The sequence below is a fragment of the Vibrio superstes genome (assembly GCF_003569005.1).
Classification (GTDB): Bacteria; Pseudomonadota; Gammaproteobacteria; order Enterobacterales; family Vibrionaceae; genus Vibrio; species Vibrio superstes.
In genome coordinates this window covers 575,947-590,520 of record NZ_BCUR01000004.1, presented here as the reverse complement: position 1 = coordinate 590,520, position 14,574 = coordinate 575,947, and the positions used below count along the sequence as shown (strand labels likewise).

General features: G+C 45.0%; 14 protein-coding genes and 2 tRNA genes. 2 read left to right on the top strand and 14 right to left on the bottom strand.

Annotation, left to right across the window (positions count from 1 at the left end):
• Positions 1-20: 20 nt before the first annotated feature.
• The 8 genes from rimP to murJ all read right to left on the bottom strand — a co-directional run bounded on the left by rimP (position 21) and on the right by murJ (position 7,492).
• Entirely contained in the window at positions 21-476 is a 456-nt protein-coding gene (gene rimP, locus D5I41_RS10715) for a ribosome maturation factor RimP (protein WP_017028906.1), read from the bottom strand.
• 208 nt (positions 477-684) lie between these two features.
• Positions 685-761, bottom strand: a tRNA-Met gene (locus D5I41_RS10710).
• A 50-nt stretch (positions 762-811) separates the two neighbouring features.
• Positions 812-895 (bottom strand) — tRNA-Leu (locus D5I41_RS10705).
• A gap of 15 nt (positions 896-910) precedes the next feature.
• Positions 911-1,246: a preprotein translocase subunit SecG gene (gene secG / locus D5I41_RS10700; protein ID WP_017028907.1), complete on the bottom strand. Its 336-nt coding sequence runs from the start codon at positions 1,244-1,246 to the stop codon at positions 911-913.
• A 187-nt stretch (positions 1,247-1,433) separates the two neighbouring features.
• The gene (lspA, locus tag D5I41_RS10695; protein ID WP_162892822.1) at positions 1,434-1,946 is read right to left on the bottom strand and encodes a signal peptidase II; all 513 of its coding nucleotides are present in this window, start codon (positions 1,944-1,946) and stop codon (positions 1,434-1,436) included.
• A 1-nt stretch (position 1,947) separates the two neighbouring features.
• On the bottom strand, positions 1,948-4,779 hold the full coding sequence (gene ileS, locus D5I41_RS10690) for an isoleucine--tRNA ligase (RefSeq protein ID WP_119009779.1): 2,832 nt from the start codon (positions 4,777-4,779) through the stop codon (positions 1,948-1,950).
• 94 nt (positions 4,780-4,873) lie between these two features.
• Positions 4,874-5,806 (bottom strand): bifunctional riboflavin kinase/FAD synthetase, encoded by a 933-nt coding sequence (gene ribF, locus D5I41_RS10685; protein ID WP_017028910.1) that lies wholly within the window; start codon positions 5,804-5,806, stop codon positions 4,874-4,876.
• Positions 5,807-5,932: 126 nt separating this feature from the next.
• Complete coding sequence (murJ, locus tag D5I41_RS10680; RefSeq protein WP_119009778.1) at positions 5,933-7,492, bottom strand: murein biosynthesis integral membrane protein MurJ; 1,560 nt, start codon at positions 7,490-7,492, stop codon at positions 5,933-5,935.
• A 300-nt stretch (positions 7,493-7,792) separates the two neighbouring features.
• Here murJ and rpsT point away from each other — a divergent pair, with 300 nt between their 5' ends.
• Positions 7,793-8,053, top strand: coding sequence for a 30S ribosomal protein S20 (rpsT, locus tag D5I41_RS10675; protein WP_017028912.1), 261 nt, complete (start codon positions 7,793-7,795; stop codon positions 8,051-8,053).
• Between the two features lie 95 nt (positions 8,054-8,148).
• On the opposite strand, the gene D5I41_RS10670 is transcribed toward rpsT, so the two are convergent.
• Positions 8,149-8,448 (bottom strand): ArsR/SmtB family transcription factor, encoded by a 300-nt coding sequence (locus D5I41_RS10670; protein WP_017028913.1) that lies wholly within the window; start codon positions 8,446-8,448, stop codon positions 8,149-8,151.
• 84 nt (positions 8,449-8,532) lie between these two features.
• On the bottom strand, positions 8,533-9,420 hold the full coding sequence (nhaR, locus tag D5I41_RS10665) for a transcriptional activator NhaR (protein ID WP_119009777.1): 888 nt from the start codon (positions 9,418-9,420) through the stop codon (positions 8,533-8,535).
• Positions 9,421-9,763: 343 nt separating this feature from the next.
• Here nhaR and D5I41_RS10660 point away from each other — a divergent pair, with 343 nt between their 5' ends.
• The gene (locus D5I41_RS10660; RefSeq protein ID WP_119009776.1) at positions 9,764-10,912 is read left to right on the top strand and encodes a Na/Pi symporter; all 1,149 of its coding nucleotides are present in this window, start codon (positions 9,764-9,766) and stop codon (positions 10,910-10,912) included.
• 61 nt (positions 10,913-10,973) lie between these two features.
• On the opposite strand, the gene D5I41_RS10650 is transcribed toward D5I41_RS10660, so the two are convergent.
• From D5I41_RS10650 to D5I41_RS10635, 4 genes are all read right to left on the bottom strand, one after another.
• Complete coding sequence (locus tag D5I41_RS10650) at positions 10,974-11,966, bottom strand: Solitary outer membrane autotransporter beta-barrel domain (RefSeq protein ID WP_119009775.1); 993 nt, start codon at positions 11,964-11,966, stop codon at positions 10,974-10,976.
• A gap of 115 nt (positions 11,967-12,081) precedes the next feature.
• A complete protein-coding gene (locus D5I41_RS10645; RefSeq protein WP_119009774.1) occupies positions 12,082-12,933 on the bottom strand; it encodes a thymidylate synthase in 852 nt (283 codons plus the stop codon).
• Positions 12,933-13,757 carry a prolipoprotein diacylglyceryl transferase gene (lgt, locus tag D5I41_RS10640; protein WP_119009773.1) on the bottom strand — a complete coding sequence of 275 codons (825 nt, stop codon included), beginning with the start codon at positions 13,755-13,757 and terminating at the stop codon, positions 12,933-12,935. Before lgt ends, D5I41_RS10645 begins: the two co-directional genes overlap by 1 nt.
• Positions 13,758-13,779: 22 nt before the next feature.
• On the bottom strand, positions 13,780-14,574 hold the full coding sequence (locus D5I41_RS10635; RefSeq protein WP_186811109.1) for a sulfite exporter TauE/SafE family protein: 795 nt from the start codon (positions 14,572-14,574) through the stop codon (positions 13,780-13,782).

Sequence of the window (14,574 nt, the reverse complement as noted above, 5' to 3'; positions counted from 1 at the left end):
TATAGCCTCTTTAAATAGACTTAAAACTTAGGGATCAGATTGGCTTTAGATATGTTGCTCAGAGCAAACTCATTATCTTGGTTGTCGGTTTCAACAGTGATGAGTTCACCATCAACACCCTTGATAACGCCCTTCCACTTACGGCGATTTCCAACACCCATCTTCAACACAATGCTGACCTCTTGGCCTACAAACTGTTCATAGTGTGCGGCTTTGAAAAGCGGTCGTTCAAGTCCTGGTGAAGACACTTCAAGGTTATAAGCAACAGAAATAGGATCTTCTACATCCATTACCGCACTAACCTGATGGCTTACTTCAGCACAATCGTCAACATTAATACCGTTTTCGCTATCGATATAAATGCGTAATGTCGAATATTCGCCCGCGCGAATAAACTCAAGTCCAACTAACTCATAACCTAATGCCTCTACAGGCGCTTCAAGCATCTCAGTTAGTTGTCTTTCTAAACCAGTCATTGTTCAACCACTCCAGAAACAAAAAAAGGGCATAAAGCCCATTTCATTTACCAAGCACACATCCACAGTGATAAACCGCAGATAACAAAAAACCCCGATAGTCGGGGTTTTATGCTGCTGGACCCTGATATCACTAAGCTAAAAGAAGCTTAGCTCATAACCGAAAAATTTCAGTTATGATGTTTGAAAATTCAGACTCAACTAAAAATGGTTGCGGGGGCCGGATTTGAACCGACGACCTTCGGGTTATGAGCCCGACGAGCTACCAAGCTGCTCCACCCCGCGTCCGACTACTAAGCATTATATGCTTAATAGATTGCTTTTCAAACAATATATGGTGCCGAGAGAGGGACTCGAACCCTCACACCAAAGGCACCAGCACCTCATGCTGGCGTGTCTACCAATTTCACCATCTCGGCAATAAGCATTTCAGCTTACTGAGGAATATCCGCGCCTTTTTCGGCTGGAATTTCACTCACTGCGTCGTCTGTTTTTTGAATAGTTTGACCAGCTGTTGGGTCAACCCACTGAGACTCGGTTTTATGCGTAGACATATTACCAAGAAACAAACAAACAACGATGAAGACTGTTGCACAAACTGCAGTCATTCGGGTTAAAAAGTTACTAGAGCCGCCTGCGCCAAATACTGTATTTGATGCGCCTGCACCGAACGAGGCTCCCATATCTGCGCCTTTACCTTGTTGAATCAGAACTAGGCCAATCACACCAAGCGCAGCCAACAGGTAAATCACAAGTAGAGTTTCAAACATCTTTCCACCTATGTTCCAAATTGTTGAGCCAGCGCGTCATAATCGTGATTTAAATTGGATTACAACAAAGCTAGCGCGCCCCTTCATAGGGCGGACGCAATACTAGCGAAACCTTGTAGCGGTGACAAGTAAAATATACTGCCACCACCATCAAGTGCTCACTTATCGAGCACCCAATCAAAGGTTATTACTTCTCAGCAGAACCAGCTGAGTCGCGTTTACCGCTAATAAAGCCATCAAGAATAACCATGCCAGCACCAATACAAATAGCGCTATCAGCAAGGTTGAATGCAGGCCAGTGATACGTTCCCACGAAGAAATCGAGGTAATCAACCACAAAACCATGCACGATACGGTCAAAAACATTGCCTAGAGCGCCACCAATGATCAGTGAATACGCAATGTTATTCCACTTTTCAGTTTGAGGTAGTTTTCGCATCCAAAACATCAACATTCCGCATACGGCAAAGGCGATGCCAGTAAATAACCAGCGTTGCCAACCACCTTGGTCGCCAAGGAAGCTAAATGCAGCACCATAGTTATGTACATAAAGCAGGTTGAAGAAGGGCAATACCTCAATGCGGTTCGCCCAGCCATATCCCATGGTGTCCATCACCACCAGCTTTATTGCTAAATCTGCAACAAAGATCAGAGCCGCTAGCCAAAGCCAGCGTAACCCTGTTTGTTTTAGTAAGTTCATATTAGGCAAACTTACGAACCTCACCTTCGCCTTCTACGTTTGACACACAACGACCACAGATTGTTTCATGGCCTTCGATAGTGCCTACATCTGCAGTGTGGTGCCAACAACGATCACACTTCTCAAGCTCAGTCGCGTTAACTTGAACGAACAAGCCTTCAGTCTCGGTTTGCTGAGCAGTATCAGGCTTGTCTGTTACTGATGCTACGTCAGCGCGAGACGTCAACAGAACAAAACGGAGTTCATCACTAAGCTTGTTTAGCTTGCTCGCCAATGCGTCGTCTGCGTACAGAGTGACTTCAGCCTGAAGTGAACCACCGATCAGTTTCTCTTTACGCGCGTCTTCAAGAAGCTTGTTCACAGAAGCACGAACCTGTTGTACGTCAGCCCAGAACTCGTTGTTTAGCTCTTCGCCTTCCGCTAAGCCGAATAGGCCATCGAACCATTCACCAGTGAATACAAACTTATCGCGCTCACCTGGCATTTCATTCCAGATCTCGTCTGCAGTGAACGACATGATTGGTGCCATCCAACGAACAAGCGCTTCTACGATGTAGTAAAGTGCAGTCTGACAGCTGCGTTGAGCATGGCTGCCCTGCTTGGCTGTGTACTGACGGTCTTTAATTACGTCTAGGTAGAAAGAGCCCATCTCGATAGAACAGAACTGCATCAAACGCTGTGTTACTGCATGTGTGTTGTAGTCTTCGTAAGCCTTAACAATTTCCTGTTGTGCAGCTTGTGCACGACCTACTGCCCAGCGGTCTAGCGCAACCATCTCTTCTGCAGGAACAAGGTCGGTTGCAGGGTTGAAACCACTTAGGTTTGCAAGGAAGAAACGCGCGGTGTTACGAATACGACGGTATGCGTCAGCACTGCGTTTTAGGATTTCATCAGAAACCGCGACTTCACCAGTATAATCAGTAGAAGAGACCCATAGACGAAGAATATCTGCGCCTAGCTTGTTCGTCACATCTTTAGGGGCAACAACGTTACCTACTGATTTAGACATCTTACGGCCTTGGCCATCAACCACAAAGCCATGCGTCAATACTTGCTTGTACGGTGCTTCACCCTTCATTGCAATAGAAGAGATTAGTGATGATTGGAACCAGCCGCGGTGTTGGTCTGAGCCTTCAAGGTATAGATCAGCACCTGCACCGTTAAACTCTTCACGAGCATCAACTACAGAGTAGTGAGTCACACCAGAATCAAACCATACATCGAGTGTATCTAAAGTTTTTTCGTAATTTGCTGCGTCTTCTTCACCAAGAAGTTCTACTGCGTCTACATCCCACCAAGCTTGAATGCCCTTTTGCTCAACAAGTTGAGCGACTTTCTCGATAAGTTGTTGAGTGTCTGGATGAAGCTCAGAAGTCTCTTTGTGTACGAACAAGGTGATCGGTACACCCCAAGTACGCTGACGAGAAATACACCATTCTGGACGACCTTCAACCATACCTTCAATGCGGCTTTGACCCCACTCAGGCATCCATTGAACGCCCTTGATAGCTTCAAGTGCATTTGTACGCAAGCCAGCTTGATCCATAGAGACAAACCATTGTGGCGTAGCACGGAAGATGATCGGCGTTTTGTGGCGCCAGCAATGTGGGTAGCTGTGCTCATAAGCATGGTGATGTAGCAGAGCACCTTTATCTTTAAGTACTTCTAGTACCGAGTTATTTGCTTTAAACACGTGCTGACCAGCAAACAGCTCAGTATCTGGAAGATACACACCATTTGAACCCACAGGGTTAGCGACCTCTAGGTTGTAATGTTGGCCGACAACAAAGTCTTCTTGACCGTGTCCAGGTGCGGTATGAACGATACCAGTACCCGAATCTGTTGTTACGTGCTCACCAAGGATCGCTGGAACAGTAAAGTCATAGAACGGATGTTGGAAGTTCAACAGTTCAAGGTCAGCACCCTTAGCAAAGCCAAGGTTATGGAAGTGCTCGATACCCGCACGATCCATCACATCTTTTGCAAGATCAGAAGCAAGGATCAAGCGCTGAGGGTTTTCACCTTCTACTTGAACTAGCACGTACTCAAGATCGTCACGCATACATACAGCGCGGTTAGCAGGAAGAGTCCAAGGCGTCGTTGTCCAGATAACAACTGAAATGTCACCCTCGCCTTCATGGCCATCCGCTAGAGAGAATTTGTTCAATACTGCTTTTTCATCAGCCGCCGCAAATTTCACATCGATTGACGGAGAAACCTTGTCTTTGTATTCCACTTCGGCTTCTGCAAGAGCAGAACCACAGTCCGTGCACCAGTGAACTGGCTTAAAGCCTTTCAATAGGTGACCGTTATCTGCGATTTTACCTAAAGCGCGAATGATGTTGGCTTCAGTACCGAAGTCCATAGTGCGATATGGCTTATCCCACTCGCCCATGATACCAAGGCGCTTGAAGCTTTCTTTCTGACCTTCAACCTGACCAGCAGCGTACTTACGACACTCCTCACGAAATTCAGCCGCAGAGATCTTATGCCCTGGCTTGCCTTTTTTCTTCTCAACCATTAATTCGATTGGAAGACCGTGACAGTCCCAGCCTGGGATATAAGGTGCATCGTAACCAGAAAGAGTCTTTGATTTAATAATAATGTCTTTAAGAATCTTATTTAGCGCGTGACCAATGTGGATGTCACCGTTTGCGTATGGAGGGCCATCATGCAAAACAAAAGGCTTATTGCCTTTTTTAGCTTCACGGATAGCACCGTAAAGATCTTCTTTATACCAACGCTTAAGCATCTCTGGTTCACGATTCGCCAGATTACCGCGCATTGGAAACCCTGTTTCTGGGAGGTTCAGGGTATCTTTATAGTCAGTCATCGATTCTTAGTTCCGTAATATTGGGCGAAGTTAGACATTATGGCGAACGCCTATTCAATGCAGTGCAAATGGTATTGCAAAGCCTCAAATATCGTCAGCGCCTGTGCTGAAGCAGCCACACCCGAGCAGCTTCTGCATCTAATTCAATTTGTGTTTTAAGTGCCTCGAACGAAGGGAATTTCACTTCTTCGCGCAACTTGTGTAAAAGGCAGACCTCTAGTTGTCTGCCGTATAAATCTTCTGAAAAATCAAAAAAGTGTACTTCTAGTTGCTGTCGTACACCGTTTACTGTTGGTCGCTGGCCAACATTAGCCACACCACCAACCATTCGACCGTCTATGCTAGTTTCCACCACATACACGCCAGAGACGGGAGACACAGTTCGCTTTAATGGGATATTCGCAGTAGGAAAACCTATGGTTCTCCCTAGCTTTCGTCCGTGTGATACACGGCCACTAATGCTGTAATGTCTTCCTAGCATGGATTTGGCTTGTGCCAGTTCATCATTGGCTAATGCCTGACGAATTGCTGTGCTGCTGACTCTTTCTGTATTTAGACAGAAACTTTCAGTGCTCACAACCTCAAATCCATACTCTTTTCCTGCTTGTTGAAGCATAGAAAAGTCACCTTGACGTTTACGTCCAAAGCGAAAATCATCACCGACAACGAGAAATTTCACACCGAGCTTTTCCACTAGCAACTCTTTAATAAACTGCTCTGGAGGAAGTCCAGCAAAGCGCTTACTAAAGTTCACACAAAGCAATCGCTCTAGGTTCAATTTACTGAGTTGCACGTATTTATCACGCAACCGAGTCAGCCTAGCTGGCGCCTTACTTTGCAGGAATAGCTCTAAAGGCTGCGGTTCAAACGTCATCACCACAGCGGGAAGACCAAGAACTTCAGCTTTTTGTTGTACCTGCTTCAAGACCGTTTGATGTCCTAAGTGGACACCATCAAAGTTACCTATGGTCAAGACACACCCCTGATGCTCAGAGCGTATGTTGTGGCTACCTCGGATAAGATGCATGTAACGTGTTAAAACCTAACCTTCTCAGTCGACATTGCAGGCCATAAAGCCCTAAACTGGCGAATTATATACCGAAACCTGTAATAGATGCTAGCAACGAGAAGCGCTGATTTATTTTGACCTAAATTAAGCACTAGCTTTTAGGTGCTTAAATCGAACACCAAGCACTAATGCCGTCAATAAATACGCCGTAGCACCAGTCCCTATCATCAAGGTTAACTCAAGGATTCTCTCAGTAAGAGACATGCTCACCCAGCTCTCAAGTGGCTTAAGTAGATACAAGATGGCGCCTACCATAGCGCCACCCGATATCCCAAGGCGCAACATAAAGCCAAGGGTTTGACGAGTTAAGCGGTACACCTGAGCTTTGTGCAAGCCTCTATACAATAAGCCCATATTCACAAATGCCGACAAGGCCGTGGCCATTGCTAGCCCGACATAACCGTAATGCCAAGCAAAAATAATATTGAACACCATGTTAGACGTCATTGCGATAATGCCGTAGCGCACAGGCGTTTTCGTATCTTGCCGGGAGTAGTAACCAGGCGCTAATACCTTAATCAACATGAAGTTCAACAAACCGGTGGCATAGGCCACTAATGAATAAGAGGACTGCTGCACCTCATAGACACCAAACTCCCCACGCATAAACAGTACCATTAGCATAGGTTTAGCCAATACGATCAAACCCAGCATGGCTGGCAATCCAAGTAGTAGCACCATACGTACTCCCCAATCCATCGTTGAGGCAAAGCCTTCGCTTTGTGCATCGACGTGTTTTCGGGACAAAGCAGGCAAAATCACAGTTGCAATGGCAATACCAAATAAGCCCAAGGGAAACTCAAGAAGACGGTCAGAGTAATAAAGCCAGCTAATCGAGCCTGTTTGCAAGAAACTGGCAATGAAGGTATCCAGCAACAAGTTGATCTGACTAACAGAGACACCAAATAATGCAGGGATCATCAGGGTGCGAATTCTCACCACACCAGGGTCACGCCAACCCCATTTTGGTTTAACCAAAACGCCTTCTTTAATAAGAAAAGGAAGTTGGAAGAAAAACTGCACCAAGCCACCAAGGAAAACACCGATCGCCAATCCTATCTCTGGATTTTCGAGGCGTGGTGAGATCATGGTTGCCGATAGAATGATCATCACGTTCAAGAATACGGGAGTAAAAGAAGAAACCGCAAACTTGCCCAAGGTATTCAGTATTGACCCAGATAAGGCAACAAAGGTGATAAACCACAGATAAGGAAAGGTGATCTTCAGCATAAAGCTGGCCATCTCAAATTTTTCAGCCGATGGACCGCCATTAAGCCAATCTAGGAACCAGCCAGTACCAAAGATCGCCGTCACCACACCAGATCCTAAAACACCAATAACGGTGACAATGGAGACTATCACCCCGAGCGTTCCTGACACCTTAGCGATCAATTGCCGCGTTTCATTCATATCACCTTTGGAATGATATTCAGTTAACACGGGGACAAAGGCTTGTGAGAATGCCCCTTCAGCAAACAATCGTCTTAAAAAGTTTGGGATCTTGTTGGCAAAGAAGAATACGTCTGCACTTGCTCCTGCACCCATAAGGTTGGCAACCACAACGTCGCGAACTAACCCTAAAACACGAGAGACTAGAGTCATGGCACTGACAATAGCGCCCGACCGAAGAAGTCCTTTACTCACTTTTATTCCTTAATCAACTGATGCAACTAGCAATTAGCATGCTCCTAGCGAAGGCATAGCCTACCAGAAAGATACTCCAACTTATTGATATATACACTTAGGGGGAAGTATCTGAGGTTGAGTGTAGATCTAACCCCTAAATGCTGTTAAAATCCCCGCCATCTTAACCGTGTTAACCCGTCGAAACAAAATTACATTGTTTTAGATGAGTTTTCACACAAATCAATTGACTTTCGATTAGCAAACAGGCATTCTCCACGCCCTATATTGTTACCGAACAAGTTTTTGGGAGTTAGACCCTTGGCAAACAGTAAATCTGCTAAGAAGCGCGCTATCCAAGCTGAGAAACGTCGCCAGCACAATGCTAGCCGTCGTTCTATGATGCGCACTTACATGAAAAAAACTATCGCTGCTATTGAAGCTGGCGACAAAGAAGCTGCAACTGCTGAACTAAAAGCTGTTGCACCGATCCTAGATCGCGCTGCGACTAAAGGCCTTATTCATAAGAATAAAGCTGCACGTCATAAGGCACGCTTCGCTGCTGCAATCAAAGCTCTTTAATTAGAACTTCGATTCAGATAAAAAACCGGCTTCTGCCGGTTTTTTTGTATCTATCGATCCTGTAACACGTCAAAGGCGCCGGTTGCGCCCCCTCACTACTCTTCAGAGCAATACATATCGTGCAGAAGATGAATCATGCGTTTCACCTCTGGGCTACTTAGCGAGTAATACACCGTTTGAGCCTCTTTGCGGGTCTCAACTAACCCGTCACCTCTGAGCCATGCAAGATGTTGAGATAATGCGGACTGGCTAAGGTCGAGTTGTTGGCACAACTCCCCTACCGATAACTCCCTGTCATGCAACATACACAGGATAAAAAGGCGTCTCTCGTTTGCCATTGCCTTAAGCAATGAAATGGCTTGAGGAGAATTTTTCTCCATTGCTTGCAAGTTCATAGCGTATTAATCATATCTCATAGTTCGATTACTGAATTAAGACTACCGTTGAGGCTGACAAAATTAAACCTCTGCTGGCGAAAATTAATGGAAAATATTAGAAAAATCAGCGTCACAGACACTTTTTACTGCTGGGTGCTGGATCATTCGTTCTGCAAAAATCACGTAATACTCTTCTTTTAAAGCATCTATTGATGAAATGCGATGGAAGCCAGCGGTGTCCTTTTTATAAGGATAGCGAGTGGGAGCTACAAATACGGTATCAGGGTGCGCCTCAGCAAATGCCTTCATTAAGGCAAAATCATCAAACTCGCCAAGAATGGTAGGTTGATACCCTTGTCTATCGCACCATTCTGTTATCTTGCGTCCCATTGACGTTCTAGAACCTGGGATCAGTAGCTTGTATTGCTCTAAATTGGCTAAGAACTCTTTCTCATCAATCGGAGTCGCTGAGCAAAAGCTCATTTTGCACTCTCCTAGCTTTTTACTATAAAGGCCAGCATTTTGAGATGAGTCAATAGGGCAATCAGAGAGAATCATATCCAGCTTATGCTGAGACAGTTTCTCTAGTAACAATTCGTGGGTCGACTCATAGCATCTAAGGTGAATGTTACCGTCAGATGGAATCGTCGTGGAAAGAATACGGCTCACTAAACTTTTAGAGAGTGCATCCGCTACCCCAACCTCAAACAATAGGTTAGCTCGTTGACTGTAGTTAACGATATCGAGCATTTCGTAGCTCAAGTCATACATTCTATCGGCATACTTAAATACCAACTGCCCAAGCTCAGTTGGCTCTATGCTTCGGCCGTTGCGCTTAGTTAACTTGCCATTGAGACGTTGCTCTAGTGCTTTGATCTGCCCTGTCACCGTTTGTGGTGTAAGGAATAGAGCATCGGCAGCCTTGGTCAAAGACCCTTGTTTGCAGACCATCCAGAAATAATAGAGATGATTGTAATTTAAATGCGACATTTCCTCTCCTATACCAACCTTCAAAATTAAAGGTAAAGTGCATTAACCTTCGATATTACCGAAACCAAGTTAAAGTAAGATGACAGTTTTGTCACATTAATATTTGGACCAGATCAACATTTGACACTAAAGTTGCTCAAGGAGCGTCCAAAGGTAAGGTTACCAACGGAATTAAAACACCTAAAAATCAACAACTTAATTCACATAAAAACTTACGCAAACGTTTACTTACATTGGGTAAGAAAAAGGCGATTATTTATAAAACTGTAATATAACTGAAATATTAGTTATCTAAACTCGCCAACAGTTGATTAAAAGCCTAAAACAGGCCCGGAGATAACAAATGAACAACCAAGCATCCTCAGTTTCAGCAGTAACAGCAGGTAAAACCAGCTGGCTACGTTGGGCTAACTTGGCTTTCATGCTGTACCTACTTCTTGTTTCGGTATCAATGGTTGGCAGTGGCTTTAAGATGGCCTCTGGCGAACATGCCAAAACACTTTTTGACTTTGCTTCTCACCCAGTAGCAGGTTTGATGATCGGCCTTGTAGCAACGGCGCTTATTCAATCATCAAGTACAGTTACCTCTATTATTGTAGGCCTTGTAGCGGGCGGACTTCCGGTTCAAATCGCTATCCCTATGGTTATGGGTGCAAATATCGGTACCACAGTAACTAATACTCTAGTTAGCCTTGGTCACCTTCGCTGCAAAGAAGAGTTTAAACGCGCATTCGCGAGTGCGACCGTTCATGACTTCTTTAACTTGCTGGCGGTATTGATCTTCCTACCACTAGAGATGATGTTTGGCATCTTTGGCAAGCTTTCAGCTTGGCTGGTCGCTCCATTGATGAGTACCGGTGACCTAGACATGGGTGGCTTTAACTTCATTAAGCCTCTAACAAAACCTCTAATTAGTGTGATTCAAGAACCGCTAACCGCCTTCGGCCCTATCGTTGCCGGTGTGAGCATGATTATTTTAGGTATCGCTACCATCATCATCTCTATTACCATCATGGGTAAGCTAATGAAGAGCCTAATGGTAGGTCGTGCACGTGAGATTTTGAAGAACGCTATTGGTCGCGGTCCACTTCACGGTATCTTCTCTGGTTCTGTTGTAACGATACTGGTTCAGTCCTCATCAACGACGACTAGCTTAATGGTTCCATTGGTAGGTTCTGGTGTTCTTAAGGTACGTGATGTATATCCATTTACACTAGGTGCTAACATCGGTACCTGTATTACCGCGCTTCTTGCTGCAACAGCAGTAACCGGCGAGTTTGCAGCCTTTGCGCTTCAGATTGCTATAGTGCACCTATTGTTCAACGTAGCGGCAACCTTATTCATCTTTGGTATTCCATTCTTACGTGAACTGCCACTGAAGGGCGCTGATTGGATTTCAACAATGGCCATTAAGAACAAGAGCGTTGTTGCTGGATATCTAATTGCAGTATTCGTTGTGATGCCTGGTGCGATTATCGCTATGACTGCATAAGCAACTAAAGAATCAAAAAAACCTGCCGATTGGCAGGTTTTTTTTGTTTGAAGCATTAGGGTTACTCATTGTAATAAATAACCAATGCCCCCCCTTTTAATGCGCTACCATAATTTAATGAAATACCCACTCCCACGTTATATATCAATGAAGAATAATCGCTGGTGTCTATCACCCACCCAAAGCTGTATTCCGCATAGTGAGTGGTATCTAGAGGAGCTCTTAAGTCACCACCGACATCGATTCGGCGTGCTCGAAACAACAGGTCTTGCTTACGGCTTCCCCAAGGGTCTAAATGATATTTGTATTGTATACCATTCATAATACGCCAACCTTCAGGGGTCGCATTAGTTGAGCCAATACTGCCACCAAAACTTCTCCCCCAAAAATAGTGGTATTCACTATTAAAGCGAAACTCACCGGGGCCGGTATCTTTGGTATAAATCAAATCAGCTTGAGGCTCAATAACCCAAACATTAGACGACCCATTGATCGCTGAAGCAATACCTTGCTCTTGAATCCTATCAGCCGCGGGGCTATTCGCGGTAAACTTGTTCTTGTAATGCATAAGGTGAAGGCCTGCTCCTGTAAACAGCTGCCATCCCTCGGATATTTGGTAACCTATAGCGTATTCAGTGTAACCTGCTATTACGTGGTCTTCGTTCTTATCACTCTCCCAAGTGACACCAAAGTCTTCAAGCTCGTCATAGTCAATATCCCTAGTTAGCCCCATATAGGCAGCCCTGAGCTTTAAACGATGTAACCAAGGGCTTTCATCATTAGCAAACAAAAAAGAGATAGGGAGAGAAGTCACTGTAACCTTTCGTTGGGTATCAATACTCTCTTGACCACCAAAATCAGGATTATCGGTACCAAATATTTGATTTGGATCGAAACGGCCAAAACCGATTGTCACCAATTCACTGTCAGTCGCAACCAAGGCCGTTGCGTAAATATCCGTTAAATACTGGTCTGGATCAATAAGACTAGCAATAGCCGAACCAGAGCTTCCACACATAGCAGCTACCAGCGCCAAACGACATCCATGTTTCATATTAAAGTTAACTCTATCCACTGAGTTCCAAGCATAAAAAAGGCTAATACCTAAATATTAGCCTCTTAAATAATAGTTTTTAAAATTCAGTGAGATAAATTTAAATTATTTGTTCTTATACCGAAAATGGATAGCGAATCGCAGGGTGAGATTCGTACCCTTCCACGGAGAAATCGTCTAAGGTCACCCAAGTTTCGAGGTCTTCTAAGCTCTTAATCTCTGGATTAATGATAAATTTAGGTGCACTTAGTGGCTCTCGTTGCAGTTGCACATCGCGCATCAACTCAAGTTGATCTTCATAAATGTGCGCATTCACAATCTTATGATAGGCCACGCCCGGCTTCTTACCCGTTATCTGTGCCATGATAGCCAAGAAGGCATACACTTGTACCATATTAAAGTTTAGTCCTAACGGCACATCACACGAGCGCTGCGTACTATTTAGGTACAAGGTATCACCAAGCAAAGAGAAGTGATGGCTGTACATACATGGACGCAAACAGCCCATGTGAAACTCACCTGGGTTGTAGAAATTCAGGATCTCACCACGGTCGTCAACGCCGTTTGTAAGATCATCAACAATCTTACGGAGTTGGTCAATATGCCCACCATCAGGCTTAGCCCACTGACGACCTTGAACGCCGTAAACTCGACCCATGTCATCTTCACCCTTACGATACGGGTTGTTTAGCCATGCGTCGTTGAGGTTCGAGTTTGCGTCCCAGGTTTTAGTGCCTAGTTGGCGGAACTGCTCTGCGTTGTCGTAACCACGGATGTATCCAAGTAGCTCAGCAACAGCCGCTTTCCAGAAGCTTTTACGGGTCGTTACCAATGGGAAAGCGTTATTCGCTACGTCATAGGTTAAATCTGCATTGATAACAGTCAAACAACGCTTGCCAGTGCGCTGGTTCTCAATCCAGTGCCCTTCATCAACGATACGGCGACATAGGTCTAGATACTGCTTCATTACTTCTCCTTCGCCTTGTTCACTTCAAGGGACTTCTGGTTGTATTTGTATGCCCACCACATCATAGCGGCGCCAATTAGGATCATTGGAGTTGAAAGTATTTGGCCCATAGAGATCCAGTTACCAAACAACCCTAGGTGAGCATCCGGCTCACGGAAGTACTCTACGATAAATCGGAAAGAACCGTAGCCAATTAAGAACAGCCCTGACACAGCGCCAGCCGGTCTCGGTTTACGAATAAAAAAGTTCAAGATAAAGAACAGCACTATTCCTTCTAAAATCGCTTCATAAAGCTGAGAAGGGTGTCGTGGCAAATAGCCGCCTGATGGGAACATCACCGCCCATGGAACATCCGTTACCCTGCCCCACAATTCGTCATTCATAAAGTTGCCGATGCGGCCAACGCCCAATCCAAATGGGATAAGCGGCGCAATAAAATCAGCCACATTGAAGAAGGTACGACCGTTGCGGTAAGCATAGAATGCCATCGCTGAGATCACACCAAGCAAGCCACCATGGAATGACATCCCCCCCGTCCATACTTGGAATAGGTAAAACGGATTATCTAAAAACAGGTCGAAATGGTAGAACAATACATAACCAACACGCCCACCGACGACCACGCCGAGAAACCCTAAGAACAACATGTCAGACACTTGCTCTCGCGTCCAACCACTATTAGGTTGATCCGCGCGACGATTGGCTAGCCACATAGCAAATGCGAAGCCAAATAGGTACATCAGTCCATACCAGCGAATAGAAACTGGACCAATTTCTAGCAATACTGGGTCGATATGGGGAAAAGAGATAAATCCTTGATTCATAAAATCTTCTTAGAGCAAATCATTAAAAGAAAAGCATTCGTATCGCTATTATCAGCAGCAATACGGCAAAACATTTTTTCAGTACTTGGGTGGGTAATACCGAGGTTAACCTCACACCAAGCTTACTGGTTAGTACAGAGCTACATGCAATCGCAAGCAAGGCTGGAAGGTACACATAGCCCACGCTATGGGCAGGTAAATCTTTCGCCCCAACTCCATGCAAAATAAAACCAATCATTCCAGAAGCAGCAAGTAATGCGCCACAAAACGATGAGGTGCCTATCGCTTTGCGCATTTCTATGCCGTGTCGGTTAAGAAATGGAACCATCAAAGAGCCACCTCCGATACCAGCCAAGCTTGAGATAGTACCGATCGTGGTTCCAGATATAAAGGTCTTTGTGGCGCTTGGTAAAGGTTTTGTAGCCCTTGCATTCACCGAGATAAACATCTTGATGGATAAGAACAGGACAATACAACCAAAAACAGGGGGCAAATACTGACTCGGTATAAACTCCGCCACAAAACTACCACCAAAGCCACCCAGTATGACACCTGGAATCAAGAATTTGACCACAAACATATCGACATTGTTCACTCGATAGTGATTGAGTGCCGATGAGCCAGAGGTAATGATGATGCAGGCTAAGGAAGTAGCGAGCGCCATTTGCATGGCAATATCCGCTGATACTCCGAACTTTGGCAGTAAAAATAACAATGCAGGAACGATAATAAGGCCACCGCCGATGCCTAGCAATCCTGCAAGCACGCCCACCAGCGCACCAATCATCACTAAGATGGCGATTAATTCGAATGTAAT

Bases quoted from the DNA above. Each gene is read 5' to 3' on its own strand.
- D5I41_RS10650 (WP_119009775.1), bottom strand. From the start codon at position 11,966: ATGAAACATGGATGTCGTTTGGCGCTGGTAGCTGCTATGTGTGGAAGC.
- D5I41_RS10645 (WP_119009774.1), bottom strand. From the start codon at position 12,933: ATGAAGCAGTATCTAGACCTATGTCGCCGTATCGTTGATGAAGGGCAC.
- lspA (WP_162892822.1), bottom strand. From the start codon at position 1,946: ATGAACTTACTAAAACAAACAGGGTTACGCTGGCTTTGGCTAGCGGCT.
- secG (WP_017028907.1), bottom strand. From the start codon at position 1,246: ATGTTTGAAACTCTACTTGTGATTTACCTGTTGGCTGCGCTTGGTGTG.
- ribF (WP_017028910.1), bottom strand. From the start codon at position 5,806: ATGCATCTTATCCGAGGTAGCCACAACATACGCTCTGAGCATCAGGGG.
- ileS (WP_119009779.1), bottom strand. From the start codon at position 4,779: ATGACTGACTATAAAGATACCCTGAACCTCCCAGAAACAGGGTTTCCA.
- D5I41_RS10660 (WP_119009776.1), top strand. From the start codon at position 9,764: ATGAACAACCAAGCATCCTCAGTTTCAGCAGTAACAGCAGGTAAAACC.
- lgt (WP_119009773.1), bottom strand. From the start codon at position 13,757: ATGAATCAAGGATTTATCTCTTTTCCCCATATCGACCCAGTATTGCTA.
- nhaR (WP_119009777.1), bottom strand. From the start codon at position 9,420: ATGTCGCATTTAAATTACAATCATCTCTATTATTTCTGGATGGTCTGC.
- rimP (WP_017028906.1), bottom strand. From the start codon at position 476: ATGACTGGTTTAGAAAGACAACTAACTGAGATGCTTGAAGCGCCTGTA.
- D5I41_RS10670 (WP_017028913.1), bottom strand. From the start codon at position 8,448: ATGAACTTGCAAGCAATGGAGAAAAATTCTCCTCAAGCCATTTCATTG.